Here is a 16,040-nt window from a genome sequence, read left to right on the forward strand (position 1 = left end):
ATATCTAATTTACCAAACGAATTCATAACAGGAAAAGATATTACAGCTTCCTTTTGCACTGTAGATTCTACACCCTTTACTAACAATCATATTTTTTATCAAAAATAAAAACTCCTGAATTTAGAAGTTCTATAATTTGCAAATCATTACTGCTAGGAGTAAATCTTTGTGCATCAAAAGGGGATTCTCAAGAAAACGCTTTGTGATATCACTCATAATAATCTCTTTTTTATTTTGATTAGTTCACACAATTACCTTGCAGATATGCTGAAAGAAATGTACTTTTTCAGATACTGACCTGTATTAGATGTTTTACAATGAATGATGTCTTTTGGCAACCCAGAGAAAACTATTTCACCACCATTTTTTCCGGCATCTGGACCTATATCGATGATGTAGTCTGCCTGACTGATGATGGCCAGATTATGTTCAATAATAATAAGTGTGCTTCCCTGATCAATAATTTTATTAAATATTTTTAGCAAGCGGTCTACATCACTCATATGTAATCCTGTAGTAGGTTCATCCATGATATAAATCTGTCCTTTGTTTTCCATGTTCAGCGCTAATTTGATGCGTTGCCTTTCCCCACCGGATAAAGAACTTAGCGGCTGCCCAAGAGTTAAGTATTCCAAACCTACTTCATCCAATTTTTTTAATATTGGATAAATGGTTTGGCTACTTATAAAAAAATCAAGAGCTTCTACAACAGTTAGCTTTAGTACTTCATATATATTTTTAGACTTTAATTTATACTTCAAAACCTCTTTTCTGAAACGTTGTCCATTACATTCTTCACAAATCGTGGTAATCGGATCCATAAATGCTAAATCTAGGGTAATTTCCCCCAACCCTTTACAAACTGGGCAGGCTCCATCAGAATTACTACTGAATAAAGAAGAACTGACCTTGTTTTCTGCTGCAAACAATTCTCTAATTATATCAAATATCCCAGAGTAGGTGGCTGTGTTTGATCTTTTACTACCAATGATGGCAGATTGATTAATTACAATAGATTCAGGATATAATTTAGTTACTACACCATTAGCCAAACTACTTTTTCCAGAGCCAGCAACACCAGTTATGACTGTCATAACCCCTTTAGGAATTTTTACATTTAAATTTTTTAAGTTATGGAGACTGGCATTTTTTATCTCCAGATAGTCTATTGCTATTTTTGGGTTTTCTTTGATTTTTCTTTGTAACTTCCAGAATTTGCCTGTTAACGTATTGGCTTTTCTAAGTCCTTCTAAAGGTCCCTCATATACGATTTCACCACCTAAGATACCCGCTTTTGGTCCCATATCTACCAAATGATCTGCTATGGCTATAACATCGGTATCATGTTCGACTACCAAAACCGTATTTCCTTTATCTCTTAATAAACAGAGTAAATCATTGAGCTGATGTACATCTCTGGGGTGGAGTCCAATACTTGGTTCATCAAAAATATAGGTCATGCCAGTCAGACTACTTCCTAAGTGTTTAACCATTTTAATGCGTTGTGATTCACCACCAGAAAGGCTAGATATCTCCCTTGCCAGAAAGAGATAACCAAGACCAATATCAATCATATGGTTCAATCTATCAATGATGGCAGCTACCATTGTGCGTGATTGTATCTCTTTAATTTTCCCGACTGCTTTCTTCAGTTCGGAGATGTCCATCTTTGCAAAATCGGCTATAGAATTACCATCAATTTTACAGCTGAGTATTTTTTTGTTTAGACGTCCACCTTCACAATCTGGACAAACTGATTTTGTCAAAATTCGATCAAATGTACTTTTATGTTTACCAGCTAAATCCTTTGTTTCCCTAGTTAGATAAGTCCGTTCAAATTTTGGAATAACCCCCTCGTATTTAGTACTTGCAAACCAGCACGGAAGTGGGTTTCTCAATTCCACTTCATCATGATTAGCATATAATAAATTATACCATTCTTCCTTTGTATAATTTATGAGTTTCTTATCATTATCAAATAACCCAGAGCAAGTGTACCTTTTCCAACGGGCACTACCGGATGCGAAGGTAGGAAAGAGAATAGCGCCTTCATTTAATGACTTAGACTTATCGAAGAGTAGTTCCAGATCTACTGCTGTAACATTACCCAAACCTTTGCATTTAGTACACATGCCATTGGGATGATTAAAAGAAAATACATCTGAGTATCCCACAAATGGGTTTCCTACTCTGGAAAATAACAGACGCAGCAAAGTGTAAATATCGGTCGCTGTACCAACCGTGGAACGGGCATTCCCACCAATCCGTTTTTGTTCAATGATGATGGCCGGCGATAAATTTCTCAATGATTCGGCATCGGGCTGACCATAATGGGGGAGTCGGTGGCGGATAAAGGCAGGAAATGTTTCATTTAATTGTCGTTGAGATTCAGCTGCTATGGTATCAAATACTAAAGACGACTTACCAGAACCCGACACACCGGTAAAAACAGTAATCTTATTTTTAGGAATTTCCAGAGAAACATTTTTTAGGTTGTTTTCTCTGGCACCAATAATTATAATATTCTCTGCCTTCATCTCTTTCTTTTTAGATTTTAAATAAAACTGATTATCAGTTAGTTATGTGGTTTGTAAAGTTAATTGAAATAAGACGTTTATGTATAATGTTTCAAATAGTAATTTTAGAATCCTCTTAATACTGAACAATTAATATATAATAGACCTAATATAGAAATCGATTTACACTATAAATCAGTGGCCAATTAGACTATTTTGTATTCTATTATGGATATACTAAATCAAAAACTTTATAGAAAAGGTAAACATATCTATATTCTTCATCATAAGGGCTAAATTAAACTGATTTATTTGGTAATTACTCAGATTAAATTATTGAAGCGAAATGAGTGATAATTGTCCGAAATAGCACCTTTAAGTGGCGATAATCCCCCCTTTATTCCTTGCGGCAATTACTATATTTGTTTAATCCTTAAGCGCTCATAAAAATATTGTGTCTAAAGGGAGTAACTCTAATTCACAAAAGATGAAATCAATATTTGATAACAGCACAAGGGCAAGCTTAATCGAGCGGATCAATACACTTAACGAAAGTAGTACTGCCAAATGGGGAAAAATGAACATCTATCAGATGTTGAAACATTGTACTGTGTATGAAGAAATGATGCTTGGGAGGAACAGGTATAAACGAGCATTCTTAGGGCGTTTGTTTGGAAAAATAGCCCTAAAAGAATTTACGCAGGACGAAAGTCCGATAAAAAAAAATGTGCCTACTCTGTCCGAACTCAAGGTAAAAGTAACTCATGGTGAAGTAGCTAACGAAAGAAAGAAATGGATTTCATTGCTGGAAGAATATCCAGATGCACCATGCACTGATATCGTTCATTCTTTTTTTGGAAAATTGACCAGAGAGCAAATAGGAACATTAGTTTATAAACATACCGATCATCACCTTAGGCAGTTTAATAGCTAGAAAAATGCGTATCATTATTCTTATGAGGTCATTTCAGATTGTAAACTTTCAGAAAAATAATTAAGTTCAACATTCAGAATTTCTGCCAGACGGTGAAAAGTAGTAATGTCTGGCATTGATTCTGCACGTTCCCATTACAAACCATTTTATAAGTGATTTGAAGAAATTGGCTAAAAACCTATTGATATTTTAGATGAAATCAGAATTAATTAAGCGAAATTGTTGCTTTTGTCATACCTAAAATTATTATCCAATAAAATTTAAAGATGCTTTTATAAATTAAACTTTTCCTTTTAAAAGATTAATACTTACTGTTGCAATATCCGAATCTGGAAATCTTCTAAAAATCTTCTTGTCCGGAAACAAACCGGCCTCAGCAGCAATTTTATTAAATACATCAATTTCGACAATATACTGATCTGAAAAACCATGAGTGGCATCATAAGCTGTTACACTAGTTTTTCCTAAGTTTTTGGCTGCTAAGTCAGGATTAATTGTGTGCAATTCAATTAAAAGTAATCCAAATTTGCTTACATATGGTGACCATTTTTGTAAATGTTCGAGTAAACTGTCTTCAACATCATTATTAGAAATTCGCTTTCCTTCAATGGCAAAAGCGCCAGTTGAATGGCTTTCGCGGTTTTTAGTTTTATGTTTGGGTGCTTCCCAAATGCGATTGTGATCTAAAAAAGTACGTACATTGAGTAATTCTTTCAAATCAATCTCATAATTTTCCATCAAATCATTTGCTAATAAATCAGGTCTTCCAATGTCTCCCCAAATTACTTTTGCCCAAATATCTGCTTTAATCAAATTGGCTCGTGTCACTTTTAAAGCAGTTTGATTATAATCGGCTCCCACTAAAAATAATGGATATTTATCCAACATTTTCCCGCGAAGCGTTTGTCTGTCGATTACGTCAAAGATATGTTCCAAAAAAGCGCCATTTCCACAGCCCATATCTAGAATTCCTTTTGGTTGTTCTTCGATTGGAAGGTTAAATAATCGAATCAAAATTTCGTCAACTACTTTAAAATAAGTGTCGTGAGCCCCTCCGCTTCCCCAAACGTTCATTTCTCGATCTACATGAATCTCGTCTTCTCCGTCTGCAATCATTCGCAAAATCATAGGATTGCCAAATATCAATTCTTCAATTTTTGAAAATGTAGGCAAATAAGAAACCGTAACTCCATAAGCCGAAGCTCTTTTGGCAAAGAATAGACCAGTTTCGGTAAACTGATAATTTCCATTTTTTTGATTGAACCAACCTAGAAACACAAAAAAATCGAGTATTTTTTTAAATAACTCTGGCGATTTGTGAAATTCTTCCGGACGAAATGAAATTTCCATAAAATATTTATGAAACATCCCATTCATTCCCAAACGAACCAATGTTGGACCAACTAAATAACCTTCAATATGTTTTAATATCTGGTGTTGTACCTCATTTGTTAGTTTATCATTAGAAAAAATAATCCCATAATTGGTTTTGTATTTTTCAAAAATAACGTCGAGTTTATAAAATGGTTCTTCTTCAAATGTTCGTGGATGAAAATGACTTGAATAATGTAATAGGTCAACTACATCTTCATATAGATAAAACAATGAAAAAGCGATATTACTTTTTTCAGTAAGACTAAAATTAATTTCATCCGTAACCGTATTTATGTGATGTTTTAGAAAGCCCTGAGAGCAAAGAATTCGCAACCCAACATTCAGATAACCTTCATTTGCATTAAATTTAGATGTGAGCTCAGAAAGAGAAGCATTCTTTTTTTCCAACAAGTATTTTAAAACTCCTTTTTTTTCCAAAACAACTGCAACCGGAGCCGTTGCAAGTCCGTCTAAATGCCTAAAAATAGTACTTCTGAGATTACTTTTATCTATCATAATTCTTATATGTTTATTTGTAATAAATAAGCAATATAAGAATAAGTTATATTCACTCTGTTGCATTTAGGAATAATTTTTATCTTAAATAAATGAATACTAAAGTTCATTGTTATCCAAAACCAGTAATTCATTAGGTAGTATATTTCAAGCTTTAATTGATATTAAGTAATTGGATGTTAGGTAGATAATTGATATTTAAGGAATTCAGGTTGACCATTCTACAATCTAACGTTGAGTATATAAATTTGTCCCATTTATTGAAGTTAAAATGTGGTAACTAAATAAAAATAAATGTATTATCTTGATAATGGGTGAGACTTATATAAAAAATAATTGCAGACTAAGAGTAATAAATATAGCTATTGTTCCAGGTCTACATGCAAGTCATTTTTGACTTTAAGTACACCAGGAGTTTTCCATGCAAGACGGCTTGCTTCATTTTTTTGCAACCAGGATTCAACATTTCCTTTTAGGGTAACGACATTATCCAAAACATCTACTGCAATAGCTATATTTCCAATAATTTTGTTTTTCCTTATAGCATTTTCAATGTCCTTTTTATTGATTCGGTCTTTGGATAGGGAGATAATCATGATATTATTGATTATACCTTTAACTCCAATCAAGACACTAACTGCTTTTTTAGCGGCATCTTTTTGGTAGTTCCATTCGAGAGAACCAGTAAGGGTGACCCAGCCATTTTCTACTTTCACCTGAATCCGTTCATTTGGAATATCCCAATGCCATTTGAAAGCATTTGTAATTTCCGTAGCAATTTCGTTATCTGCTTTATGAGTCTTGTCGTTTAGTACTACTACAATTTTTTCTACTACCACTTTTACACCCAAAACATTTTTAGTTGCCTCTTCAGCTTCTTCTTTTTTTGCATAGCTGTTTACCGATCCCGTTAAGGTAATAATCCCGTCGAGAGCTAGTACTCCAATTTCTCCAGCTGATAATAAGGGCTCCCAATTGATGGCTTCGATGACTTTCTTTTGCAATTCTTCGTTCGTTTTCATTTACGGCTAGTTTTAATAAAGGACAAGATGCATTTTATTCAAGTCTGGAGAAATGACTTTTGACATTCTGGAAACTGATTGTAGTTACTTATTTGATACAAAATGGATTATCTGACTTTATTTATTTTTAATTTTATTATAACGATAGTGACTGTTAAAGCGGTCGGAGTGATGATAACGAAATAATCAGATACATTACAATAAGTGATTTTGAGCACTTCTTTTATATCTTTTTTAGGTAACTTTGGTATTGTTTTTAAAGAAAAAGATGGCAGTATTAATTTTTGTTAGACATGGACAATCTCTTTATAATTTAGAGAACCGTTTTACGGGAACTCTGGATATTCCGCTTACTGTATTTGGAAGAGAACAAGCAAAAATTGCGGGTACTAAGCTAGTCGGTTATACTTTTAACATTGGGTATACTTCTATGCTTATTAGGGCACAAGAAAGTTTACAAATCATTCTTGAAGTAATGAAGGTAACGATTCCTATAATAAAAAATAAGGCCTTCAATGAGCGGATGTATGGTACTTTGCAAGGACTCAATAAAGAGGAAACTGCACAAAAATATGGTTTGACTCAGGTAGAAATTTGGAGAAGAAGTTACGCTGTAAATCCTCCCGGTGGAGAAAGTCTTCTGGATACTTATAACCGCGTAATTCCCTATTATAAGAGCGAGATAGAACCAAAATTGAAAATAGGACAAAATGTTTTAATAGTTGCTCATGGCAATAGCTTGAGAGCACTTATGATGTATCTTGAAAACATCGATCCACTTGACATTGTTAAAGTAGATATTCCAACAGGTCAGCCCCGAGTATACCATTTTAATCAAAAATTACAGCTCTCGGGGGTGAAGTATCTTTAAAACATCTGATTTTCATCTCAAAGTTTTTATCTTATTTTTTAATATATTCCTGAACAAATAATAGTTGTTGATTGCCTGCCAGTTTATCGGTGTTTTTAACCTCTATTTTGACATTATCAAAGTTGTGGTCTTTTTGCAGAAAATGCAATAATTCTGTTTTTGCTGTAGTAGGGCCAAATAAGATAAGCTCATTAAAGTTATTGGCAATAGCTGCAATTTTCTTAAAATATTCTCTTTGTTTGTCCTGTTGCTTATTATGCATTTCATTTTCGCTTCTTTGTAGTGTTTCATGTTTGTCCTGAATATCAAAGTCGGAAAGTACAGTTTGAGACTCCTCATCAATATTCGATAAATCGATTAAATTTGCGGCAGCATGATCTAAGTAAATGCCTAATTGTTTTATAGTTTTCATTTTCTTTAAGGTATAAGTTTTTAAAAGTGTTTTTGTGCTTATTTTTCTATAGGTTCATGGATTACTTTGAGATTGTTTTTTACATTTCGTACCCCGGGAGTTTTCCACGTAATTTTTTCAGCTAATTCCTTTTGATAAAAAGAGTCTACTGTGCCTTTCAATATGATGTCATTTTTGTAAATTGCTATTACAATACTTGCGTAATCAAGTGCTACATGATTTTTTAAAGCACGTTTGATATTTTTTTTATTGATTGGAATAATAAGTTTTGAATCTACGCTAATGTTGTTGACCACTTCCTTTACACCAATAAGATTGTTTACGGCTCTTGTAGCAGCTTCTTTTTGGTAGTGCCATTCTAATTTTCCCGTAAGAGTTACTTGTCCATTCATTACCTGAACATATATACTGTTATTTATAGTATTCCAGTTCCACTTAAAAGCATCCAATACCGCCTGGGCAATAGTATAGTCATTTTTTTGTTTCCAACTACTTGTTTTTATTTCGACGGAAGTTCTCATTCATTTGTTTGTCTTAATCGTTAGTACAAAGTTGAGCTAACAAGTGGGTATTAAAAATGACAATCATCAGCAATAAAAATGATGTAGGGCACTTTTATATTAGAAATAGCCCTTGTAATTAAAGAGATACAATTATTACACAGCTTGTTATTATAGTTTTTTTGTAAAATTAAAACATTGGTAATGTGTTAATTGTGTAAAATAATTCAGGTGAAAAGTAATTTTTACATTTTAAAATTGTCGACCTTTATGTTGATTATTATAATTTGATCGATTTGATGATGGATGAGGCTACACTACTATATGCACTTGTACAAAATGCTTTGGATGGCATTATTACGATAGATGACATTGGAATTATAAACACTATTAATCCAGCGGCCTGTGTGCTTTTTGATTATCCCGAAGAGGAAGTTTTAGGTCAAAATATTTCTATGTTAATGCCTTCGTCCGATTGGGATAAACACAATGCTTATTTAAGGAATTATAAAAGAACAACAAAGAACAGTATAAATGGTATTGGTAGTGAACTAGTAGGATTACGTAAGGACGGTTACGAGTTCCCGATGAAACTCGTGATTCGTGAAATGCAATATTACGGCAGGACTATCTATGCTGGATTTATTCAGGATCTGTCTCAGCAGAAAGAAGTTGAGGAACGTTTTAAAGATTATGCATCGCATTTGGAAGAACTTGTAGAGGAGCGAACAAAATCTCTCAACGATACTATTTTTGCCTTAAAAAAGGCAAAAGAAAAAGTGAGTATTTCATTGGAGAAAGAAAAAGAACTCAGCAAATTGAAAAATCGGTTTTTATCAATGGCATCTCATGAATTTCGTACACCTCTAAGTACGGTACAATTATCTGCTTCATTAATTGAAAAACATGCTATACCTTTTGATAGTGAACCTATCGGTAAGCATATTGCCAAAATTAAAAATTCGGTGATGAGCTTAACGGCTATACTCAATGATTTTCTTTATGTCGAAAAATTGGGAATAGATAAGATGAAGGTTAGTTTCACTTGTTTTGACCTGTTTAAATTCGGAGAAGAAATAACCGAAGAAATGCAGCTCTTAGCCAAACCCAAACAAAATATTGTCTATAAACATATAGGAATTCAAACGATGCTATATCTGGATGTTAATTTATTAAAGAATTGTGTTATTAATTTAACAACCAATGCAATAAAGTATTCAGGCGATAATAGTTCTATTCATTTTACAACAGAAATTAATGATTTATGTTGCATTATTTCGGTACATGATAATGGAATTGGTATTCCTTTGGAAGAACAAAAACATTTATTTAAGGCTTTTTTCAGAGCGCATAATACCAGCAGTATCCCCGGAACCGGTCTTGGTTTAAATATAGTTAGTCGTTATGTATTCTTGATGAAAGGAACGGCAGATTTTAAAAGTAATAAACAAGACGGAACACTATTCACCTTAACATTTCCTATATCATGAGCAAAGTATTAATTATTGAAGACCATAATGATATTAGGGAGAATATTGCCGAAATTCTTAATCTGGCGGGGTACACTGTTTATCTTGCCAATAACGGTAAAATTGGTGTTGAACTCGCTGTTTTAAACCTACCAGATATTATTTTATGTGATATTATGATGCCTGAACTTGACGGTTACGGAGTGTTGTATATGCTTAATAAAAATCCAAAAACAAGTACCATTCCCTTTATCTTTATCACAGCAAAATCTGAAAGACCCGATATGCGCAAAGCTATGGAAATGGGGGCAGATGATTACCTGACCAAACCTTTTGATGATATAGAACTTTTACAAGCCATTGAAAGCAGGTTAAACAAAAAGAAATCGGAACGGGATTTTTATAGTCAGTCGCTAGGACATCTTGAAAGGTTAGTAGGAGATAGGGAAGGACTCTCCGAACTAAAAAAAATGATAGATGAGCATGTTCAGAGAACTTTTAAGAAAAACCAGATTATTCATTATGAAGGGGATCGGGCTATAGGTATTTATTTGGTAATCTCGGGTAAAATCAAAACCGTCAAGCTTTCTGAAGATGGGCATGAACTGATGACCGGTATGTATCATACAAATGATTTTTTAGGGGTCAATACGATCCTTTCTAATGAAACATATACAGATACTGCAACGGCACTAGAGGACAGTCAGGTTTGTTTTTTTCCAAAAGAACAACTCGAAGAATTACTAAAATTATATCCAGATGTAGCGGAGAAATTTATTAAAATCCTTTCAAATGAGATAAGAACCAAAGACATACACTTGTTGCAATTGGCGTATCAATCGGTGAGAAAGCGAATAGCCGAATCTCTACTGAGGCTTTTTCGTCAGGAGGAAGCAACAAAAGGAAATAGTATTAATATAACCCGAGATGATCTGGCAGCGATGTCTGGTACAGCCTCAGAAACGGTAAGCAGAATCCTGACCGAATTTAGAAATGAAGGATTAATAGAGAAAAGCGGGAGTCAATTAAAAATCCTTGATTATATGAAAATAAGAAAGATGAAAAATTAGAATATAAAAAAGGGCGTGGTGTTGGTCTCGACGCACGCTGCTGCATAGAGATAAAGTGAGGCAGACCAGGTTTGCCAGTCTTGTCCCATAGGCTCGCCATCCTGCGCTTTATACCATTCATTAAAACCATATTCGAGGTCCTTATTTCTTGATTTTTTAATAAGGTCTGTAAGCAGGAATAATTTTTCTCTGGCTAATTTTAGTTTTCCTACTCTTACCAAAGCTGCTATATGAAGCGCAGTGATAAATGGCCATAGCCCTCCATTGTGATAGTCCCCCGGAAGATTATACTCAGTATATCTTGGTATCCAATCCGGATCTTCAGGCAAAATAAAAGGAAAAAAATTAGGAGCGAGTTTTAGTGCCAAATCTGTATTTTGTATCATAATATCACAGTAATTTTCTATCCATTTAATAATTTCATCCGCCCTTTTTTCTGAGGCAAGACCAGAGAGAATAGCCAGACTGTTGCCTAAAAGGTCAAATCGTTCACTATTGTATATTTTATACGACCATAGGGCGTAATACGGCTTTTGTTTTAGCATCATGCCTTCATGAAGATGTTCTGGATTTGTTGGGGTAGTAATGGTGAAATGCTCCATTGCATCTTGTAAACCTAATGCTCTTTCTGTATATCCCAGTATTTTGAGGTAGCTGTACGTTAATGTGTTAACATAAAGTCCATATCCTAATACCCATTGCTCGTCGCGCCAATCACTAGTGGGTTGTTGGGCAATTAGATATTCGTCGGTAGGGCTTTGGTATTCCATCCAGGTCAATGCTTTTTGGACTTCCTGATCAAGGAAATCTTTTTTATGGGTTAATTTCCTGAAAATACCAACTGCCAATAAAAATAAAGGTGTTGTATCGCTTGCTCCCCGATTATCTGGATCGTGGACTAAAGAGGGTATGTTACCTCTAAGGGATTGATTTTTGGCAAGGGTTAGGAGTGTTTTTTCCATCGCAGTTAGCAATTGTTCATTTTTTGATACTGCAACTCCAAGAATAGAAATCATTAAATCGCGGGTATATGGCTCGGGATATCCCCATGCAGCAGTTCTGGGAAGCCCATCATAGGGACCTTTTACATTGTGTAGTAATACTTCTAAGGCCGCACTTTTAGCTTGTTCTATTTCTGTCCAGTTTCTTTTATCCATGATCTATGGGATTTAATATATTTGGAGTCTTTCATTGATAATTTTTATAAATTTTGCGGCCACAGTTCTATAGTCGAAATTTTCAACTACATGCTTTCTACCTGCTGTTCCCATTTCTTCGCGCAGATTTGTATTGTTCATTAAGTTAACAAGGGCATTTTTAATATCCGTAACATCGGCGCGGTAATCCACAGTTCGTGGTTCATCAAATACGATACGTCGGTTTTCTTCATAGCCCGATTCAATGCCTAGGGTTACTTCATTGACGACTATTTTTTGTCCAACACCAGCTAGTAATGCAGTTTGATTGTCTTTAAGAGTGTCAAGCATTCCCATTGCCTTGATTCCAATTACGGGTTTACCACAGGCGCCTGCCTCCACTTGAGGCATTCCAAATCCTTCGAGTCTGGAAGGAGCTGTATAGATGTCGCATGCATTTAACAGGTAAGGAACAAAATCTCTGGAGATAATACTGGTTTGGTATATTACGTTGTCACTAATTCCCAGTTCTTTAGCTAGTTTTTGATCAAGTTCATTCTGAAGAGCAGTTCTTGGTTGTGGCCACACTTTGCAGACGTACTTCCAAGGCGGTAAATCTTTCCCCGCTATTGCTAAGGCTTCCATTACTTCCCGGGCACCTTTTGAGGCTGCATCTCCGCCAATGGTAAGGAGTAGTTGCTCTTCTGGCGCTATTGCAAGTGCTTTGCGAACGGCGAGTACTTTTGGATCATTTTTAGGATACGGTCTGAAGGTATCGGTATTGCAACCTACAGGAAGGACTTCGATATTATCACCGCTAATACCATCTCTTACATACATTTCTTTTACCCAGTGTGAGGTAACTAGTATCAATGGTAGTTGGTTCAATACATTTTGATAATTTGCGATATAACCGTCGGCAACTAGCCAAGGCACAGCCGTGATACTGTGTTTTTGGGGATGAAGTACCAGTTGAGGTGTATGCCCCCAGTAACCGGTACCTACGATAACATCGGGTTTAAACCAGTTGTAGTACCATTGCTTTTCAAGTGCTGACTCAAGATGAACAGCATGAGCTTCTACACCATTGGCCAATAAACCTTTATAGAGAAGATCTCCCTGGGTAGCAAGACCACCAGGTGCAGGCGGATAATCATATAATACAAGTACTTTCATAGTTTTACATTTTTAAGCCACTTCCATGCGTCCTTTTTGTTGGTAAATTTCCAGTATGCTTCTGTTTTTGGTGTTGTCTTTGCTTCCCAGCTATCAGGGGTAAAGCCATATATTTGGGTAACAATTTCATATTTCTTCTGCCATAAATCAGTAGGCAGATTCAATTGAACATCTGCTAAGGTTATGGCTTTAGGATGATATTGTTTATTGTGATCCTCGTAGGCAAATAGCATAAGTTCTTTAGATGAAATCTTGCCTTCGTACCAAAGGCTTATTACCGAGATACCAATTTCCTCATGGCGAAGGTGTCTGGTATATTCTCCCAGCGGATTATGGGTAAGAATGAGATCATAGTCAATAATAGGAAGCAGTTGCAGTATCAGGCGATCAATTTCTAGTTGATCCAGAGGAATTTGGTCTGGTCCATCATCAAGATCTCCCATGATCCCTGTACTGTGTAGAGCATCCAGCGCTTTATAAAATTTAGGTGCTCTATCAGAGTCATATTTTCTGCAAAGAGTTACTATAAAGCAATCCCAATCAGGATTATTAAGCAACATTCCACCAGCCCATAAGGTTTCATCGTCAGGATGTGCTACAATTACTGCTACTTTTTTTTTCTGTACCTGCATCTCCATGAGTAGGGAATATTATATACAGTATGCAAGGTAAGAGGAAGTCCAAAAAGCAAAAATGATGAATATTACTTTTTAAGATGATGTTCGTCATAATTTTGAGTAATACGAAGACTCTTTTAAAATGGTTGTTGGTCGAAAATTTATTAGTTGAGATAGTAATTTAGATTAATATTGTGTTGTTACTATTTTAATAATAAGTTATTAATCACAACATGATGAAAAAAACTTTTCTATTATTATGTCTTTTTTCCCTGATAGTACCTGTTAATGGTCAACGAAAGGTAAAATCTCCAGAACCATTTGGTCCATTACCGACACAAAAGCAGATTACCTGGAATGAAATGGAGTTTTATGCTTTTGTCCATTTCTCGCTAAACACCTTCACTAATAAAGAATGGGGTTATGGAGACGAATCTCCAGAACTCTTTAATCCTACAGCTTTGGATGTGCGTCAATGGGCTCGCATTGTTAAGGAAGCAGGAATGAAAGGGATTATATTAGTAGCAAAGCATCATGATGGATTTTGTTTATGGCCATCGGCTTATACAGAACGTTCTGTGAAAAATTCTCCGTGGAAAGATGGTAAAGGTGATCTTATTAAAGAACTGGCTGCAGCTTGTAAAGAATACGACTTAAAACTAGGCTTATACCTTTCGCCTTGGGACAGAAACCATCCCGAATACGGTAAACCGGGATATATTACTTATTTCCGAAATCAGTTAAAGGAATTGCTTACTAATTATGGCGATGTTTTTGAAATGTGGTTTGATGGTGCAAATGGCGGCGATGGATATTATGGCGGCGCAAATGAAACAAGAAAAATAAATTCCCTTGAATATTACAATTGGGACGAAACCTATAAGCTAATATATAAAACGGCGCCAAATACATTGGTTTGGGGAGTTGGCCCATCCGAAGCCAGATGGATTGGAAATGAGGAAGGTCGTGCCGGTAAAACGAATTGGAGTCTTTTACGCCAAAAAGACGAACTGGCAGGCAAAGTACATTATACAGCGTTCATGTCTGGGCATGAGGATGGCGAAAAATGGGTTCCCGGAGAGGCAGATGTATCTATAAGACCCGGATGGTTTTACCATGCTATTGAAGATGAGAAAGTTCGTTCTCTGGATGAAATGGTTGATATTTATTATGAATCTATAGGACGTAATGCCAACTTATTACTTAATCTGCCGGTGGATAGGAGAGGTTTGGTTCATGAAAATGATGAAGCTAGGCTAAAAGAATTAGTGGCAACAATAAAGGAAGATTTTAAAACCGAATTATTATCAGGAAGTAAAGTAAGTGCCGATAATGTAAGGGGAAATAATACTGAGTTTGCAGCCAAAAACGCAATCGATGGCAATAAGAATACCTATTGGGCTACCGATGATAATGTGAAAACAGCATCGATAGTGTTTGAATTTGATAAGCCTACAGCCGTTAATCGCATTTTGCTTCAGGAATATATAAAATTAGGACAACGTGTTAAAGCATTTACTGTCGAAGCAAAAATTGATGGGAAATGGCAAACAATTGCCAACGAAACCACTATTGGGTATAAAAGAATTTTAAGATTAAACAGGGTAGTTGCTTCGGCACTTAAAGTAACTATTACCGATTCTAAAGCGAGTGTGATTATCTCTACTATTCAGGCATTTAATGCACCTACTTTTGTGCGTGTTCCAGAGATTCAACGTGATAAAAATGGAACAGTAACGATAAAATCCGAAGAAGGAAATCGTATTTATTACACGCTGGACGGTTCAGATCCATCTGCAAAAAGCACTTTGTATAAAGCACCTTTTAACTACAATAAAGCCGTTGAGATAAAGGCAATTGCAATAAATACGAGCGAAAACATAAGTAGCACCATAAAAATTGCCAAGTACGGAGCATCCAAAGAAAAATGGAAAATAGTAGCGATTTCTAGTGGCGATTTAAATACTGCACATCGTATTATAGACGGTAACCCAGATACCGATTGGAGCTTTGGTAGTGAGACCATTAAGCTTCCTCAGGAAATAGTTATAGATATGGGAGTAATTCTTAGCATAAATGGTTTTACTTATATTCCGCAACAAGTAGGCAATGCGCTTAATTTAATCTCCAATTATGAATTTTACACCAGCGTAGATAATGTAAAATGGACGCTACAATCACAAGGAGAATTTTCTAACATTAAAAATAATCCAATAGAACAAGTCAAAACATTTACAGCTGTAAAGGCAAGATATATTCGATTTGTTGCTAAATCGGCTGTAGGAAAGAAGCAAACAGTTTCTATTGGAGAAATAAACATTCTTGAACAGCAGTAGATTAACCTATAAATAATGATGTGATTTTTTTTTAAGTTTCCAATTATGTCTTTTGCCGAAGGTTATAGGTTATTAGTCGAATTTTTGATTT

The 16,040-nt window shown here is 35.1% G+C and carries 13 protein-coding genes; 5 read left to right on the forward strand and 8 right to left on the reverse strand.

The genetic code is table 11. The features are described from left to right. Window positions 1-251: 251 nt before the first annotated feature. On the reverse strand, window positions 252-2,537 hold the full coding sequence (locus OIU83_RS07655; protein WP_264205658.1) for an excinuclease ABC subunit UvrA: 2,286 nt from the start codon (window positions 2,535-2,537) through the stop codon (window positions 252-254). Between the two features lie 466 nt (window positions 2,538-3,003). Here OIU83_RS07655 and OIU83_RS07660 point away from each other — a divergent pair, with 466 nt between their 5' ends. Next, the gene (locus OIU83_RS07660; RefSeq protein ID WP_264205659.1) at window positions 3,004-3,450 is read left to right on the forward strand and encodes a DinB family protein; all 447 of its coding nucleotides are present in this window, start codon (window positions 3,004-3,006) and stop codon (window positions 3,448-3,450) included. A gap of 279 nt (window positions 3,451-3,729) precedes the next feature. Here the strand turns inward: OIU83_RS07660 and OIU83_RS07665 are convergent, their stop codons facing one another. Then, window positions 3,730-5,340 carry a class I SAM-dependent methyltransferase gene (locus OIU83_RS07665; RefSeq protein WP_264205660.1) on the reverse strand — a complete coding sequence of 537 codons (1,611 nt, stop codon included), beginning with the start codon at window positions 5,338-5,340 and terminating at the stop codon, window positions 3,730-3,732. A gap of 362 nt (window positions 5,341-5,702) precedes the next feature. Then, a complete protein-coding gene (locus OIU83_RS07670; protein WP_264205661.1) occupies window positions 5,703-6,362 on the reverse strand; it encodes a BON domain-containing protein in 660 nt (219 codons plus the stop codon). Between the two features lie 268 nt (window positions 6,363-6,630). Here OIU83_RS07670 and OIU83_RS07675 point away from each other — a divergent pair, with 268 nt between their 5' ends. Beyond that, window positions 6,631-7,233, forward strand: a complete 603-nt coding sequence (locus tag OIU83_RS07675; protein ID WP_264205662.1) for a 2,3-bisphosphoglycerate-dependent phosphoglycerate mutase — start codon at window positions 6,631-6,633, stop codon at window positions 7,231-7,233. Window positions 7,234-7,264: 31 nt separating this feature from the next. Here the strand turns inward: OIU83_RS07675 and OIU83_RS07680 are convergent, their stop codons facing one another. Then, entirely contained in the window at window positions 7,265-7,645 is a 381-nt protein-coding gene (locus OIU83_RS07680; RefSeq protein ID WP_264205663.1) for a hypothetical protein, read from the reverse strand. Between the two features lie 38 nt (window positions 7,646-7,683). Continuing rightward, window positions 7,684-8,166 (reverse strand): BON domain-containing protein, encoded by a 483-nt coding sequence (locus tag OIU83_RS07685; RefSeq protein ID WP_264205664.1) that lies wholly within the window; start codon window positions 8,164-8,166, stop codon window positions 7,684-7,686. Between the two features lie 278 nt (window positions 8,167-8,444). Between OIU83_RS07685 and OIU83_RS07690 the strand changes: the two genes are divergently transcribed. Then, complete coding sequence (locus OIU83_RS07690) at window positions 8,445-9,635, forward strand: PAS domain-containing sensor histidine kinase (RefSeq protein WP_264205665.1); 1,191 nt, start codon at window positions 8,445-8,447, stop codon at window positions 9,633-9,635. Then, complete coding sequence (locus tag OIU83_RS07695) at window positions 9,632-10,684, forward strand: response regulator (protein ID WP_264205666.1); 1,053 nt, start codon at window positions 9,632-9,634, stop codon at window positions 10,682-10,684. The genes OIU83_RS07690 and OIU83_RS07695 overlap by 4 nt, the downstream gene beginning before the upstream one ends. Here OIU83_RS07695 and OIU83_RS07700 read toward each other — a convergent pair. From OIU83_RS07700 to OIU83_RS07710, 3 genes are read right to left on the reverse strand one after another with little or no spacing between them, the layout of a single operon-like run. Next, window positions 10,681-11,841, reverse strand: a complete 1,161-nt coding sequence (locus OIU83_RS07700; protein WP_264205667.1) for a glycoside hydrolase 100 family protein — start codon at window positions 11,839-11,841, stop codon at window positions 10,681-10,683. The two genes, OIU83_RS07695 and OIU83_RS07700, sit on opposite strands and share 4 nt — an antisense overlap. A 12-nt stretch (window positions 11,842-11,853) precedes the next feature. Beyond that, window positions 11,854-12,996 (reverse strand): glycosyltransferase family 4 protein, encoded by a 1,143-nt coding sequence (locus OIU83_RS07705; RefSeq protein ID WP_264205668.1) that lies wholly within the window; start codon window positions 12,994-12,996, stop codon window positions 11,854-11,856. Continuing rightward, complete coding sequence (locus OIU83_RS07710) at window positions 12,993-13,634, reverse strand: PIG-L deacetylase family protein (protein ID WP_264205669.1); 642 nt, start codon at window positions 13,632-13,634, stop codon at window positions 12,993-12,995. The genes OIU83_RS07705 and OIU83_RS07710 overlap by 4 nt, the downstream gene beginning before the upstream one ends. Window positions 13,635-13,849: 215 nt before the next feature. Here OIU83_RS07710 and OIU83_RS07715 point away from each other — a divergent pair, with 215 nt between their 5' ends. Further along, on the forward strand, window positions 13,850-15,949 hold the full coding sequence (locus OIU83_RS07715; RefSeq protein ID WP_264205670.1) for an alpha-L-fucosidase: 2,100 nt from the start codon (window positions 13,850-13,852) through the stop codon (window positions 15,947-15,949). Window positions 15,950-16,040 lie beyond the last annotated feature (91 nt).

It is taken from the genome of Flavobacterium shii (assembly GCF_025847235.1).
GTDB classification, from domain to species: Bacteria; Bacteroidota; Bacteroidia; order Flavobacteriales; family Flavobacteriaceae; genus Flavobacterium; species Flavobacterium shii.

Bases quoted from the DNA above. Each gene is read 5' to 3' on its own strand.
- OIU83_RS07655 (WP_264205658.1), bottom strand. From the start codon at position 2,537: ATGAAGGCAGAGAATATTATAATTATTGGTGCCAGAGAAAACAACCTA.
- OIU83_RS07660 (WP_264205659.1), top strand. From the start codon at position 3,004: ATGAAATCAATATTTGATAACAGCACAAGGGCAAGCTTAATCGAGCGG.
- OIU83_RS07665 (WP_264205660.1), bottom strand. From the start codon at position 5,340: ATGATAGATAAAAGTAATCTCAGAAGTACTATTTTTAGGCATTTAGAC.
- OIU83_RS07670 (WP_264205661.1), bottom strand. From the start codon at position 6,362: ATGAAAACGAACGAAGAATTGCAAAAGAAAGTCATCGAAGCCATCAAT.
- OIU83_RS07675 (WP_264205662.1), top strand. From the start codon at position 6,631: ATGGCAGTATTAATTTTTGTTAGACATGGACAATCTCTTTATAATTTA.
- OIU83_RS07680 (WP_264205663.1), bottom strand. From the start codon at position 7,645: ATGAAAACTATAAAACAATTAGGCATTTACTTAGATCATGCTGCCGCA.
- OIU83_RS07685 (WP_264205664.1), bottom strand. From the start codon at position 8,166: ATGAGAACTTCCGTCGAAATAAAAACAAGTAGTTGGAAACAAAAAAAT.
- OIU83_RS07690 (WP_264205665.1), top strand. From the start codon at position 8,445: ATGATGGATGAGGCTACACTACTATATGCACTTGTACAAAATGCTTTG.
- OIU83_RS07695 (WP_264205666.1), top strand. From the start codon at position 9,632: ATGAGCAAAGTATTAATTATTGAAGACCATAATGATATTAGGGAGAAT.
- OIU83_RS07700 (WP_264205667.1), bottom strand. From the start codon at position 11,841: ATGGATAAAAGAAACTGGACAGAAATAGAACAAGCTAAAAGTGCGGCC.
- OIU83_RS07705 (WP_264205668.1), bottom strand. From the start codon at position 12,996: ATGAAAGTACTTGTATTATATGATTATCCGCCTGCACCTGGTGGTCTT.
- OIU83_RS07710 (WP_264205669.1), bottom strand. From the start codon at position 13,634: ATGGAGATGCAGGTACAGAAAAAAAAAGTAGCAGTAATTGTAGCACAT.
- OIU83_RS07715 (WP_264205670.1), top strand. From the start codon at position 13,850: ATGAAAAAAACTTTTCTATTATTATGTCTTTTTTCCCTGATAGTACCT.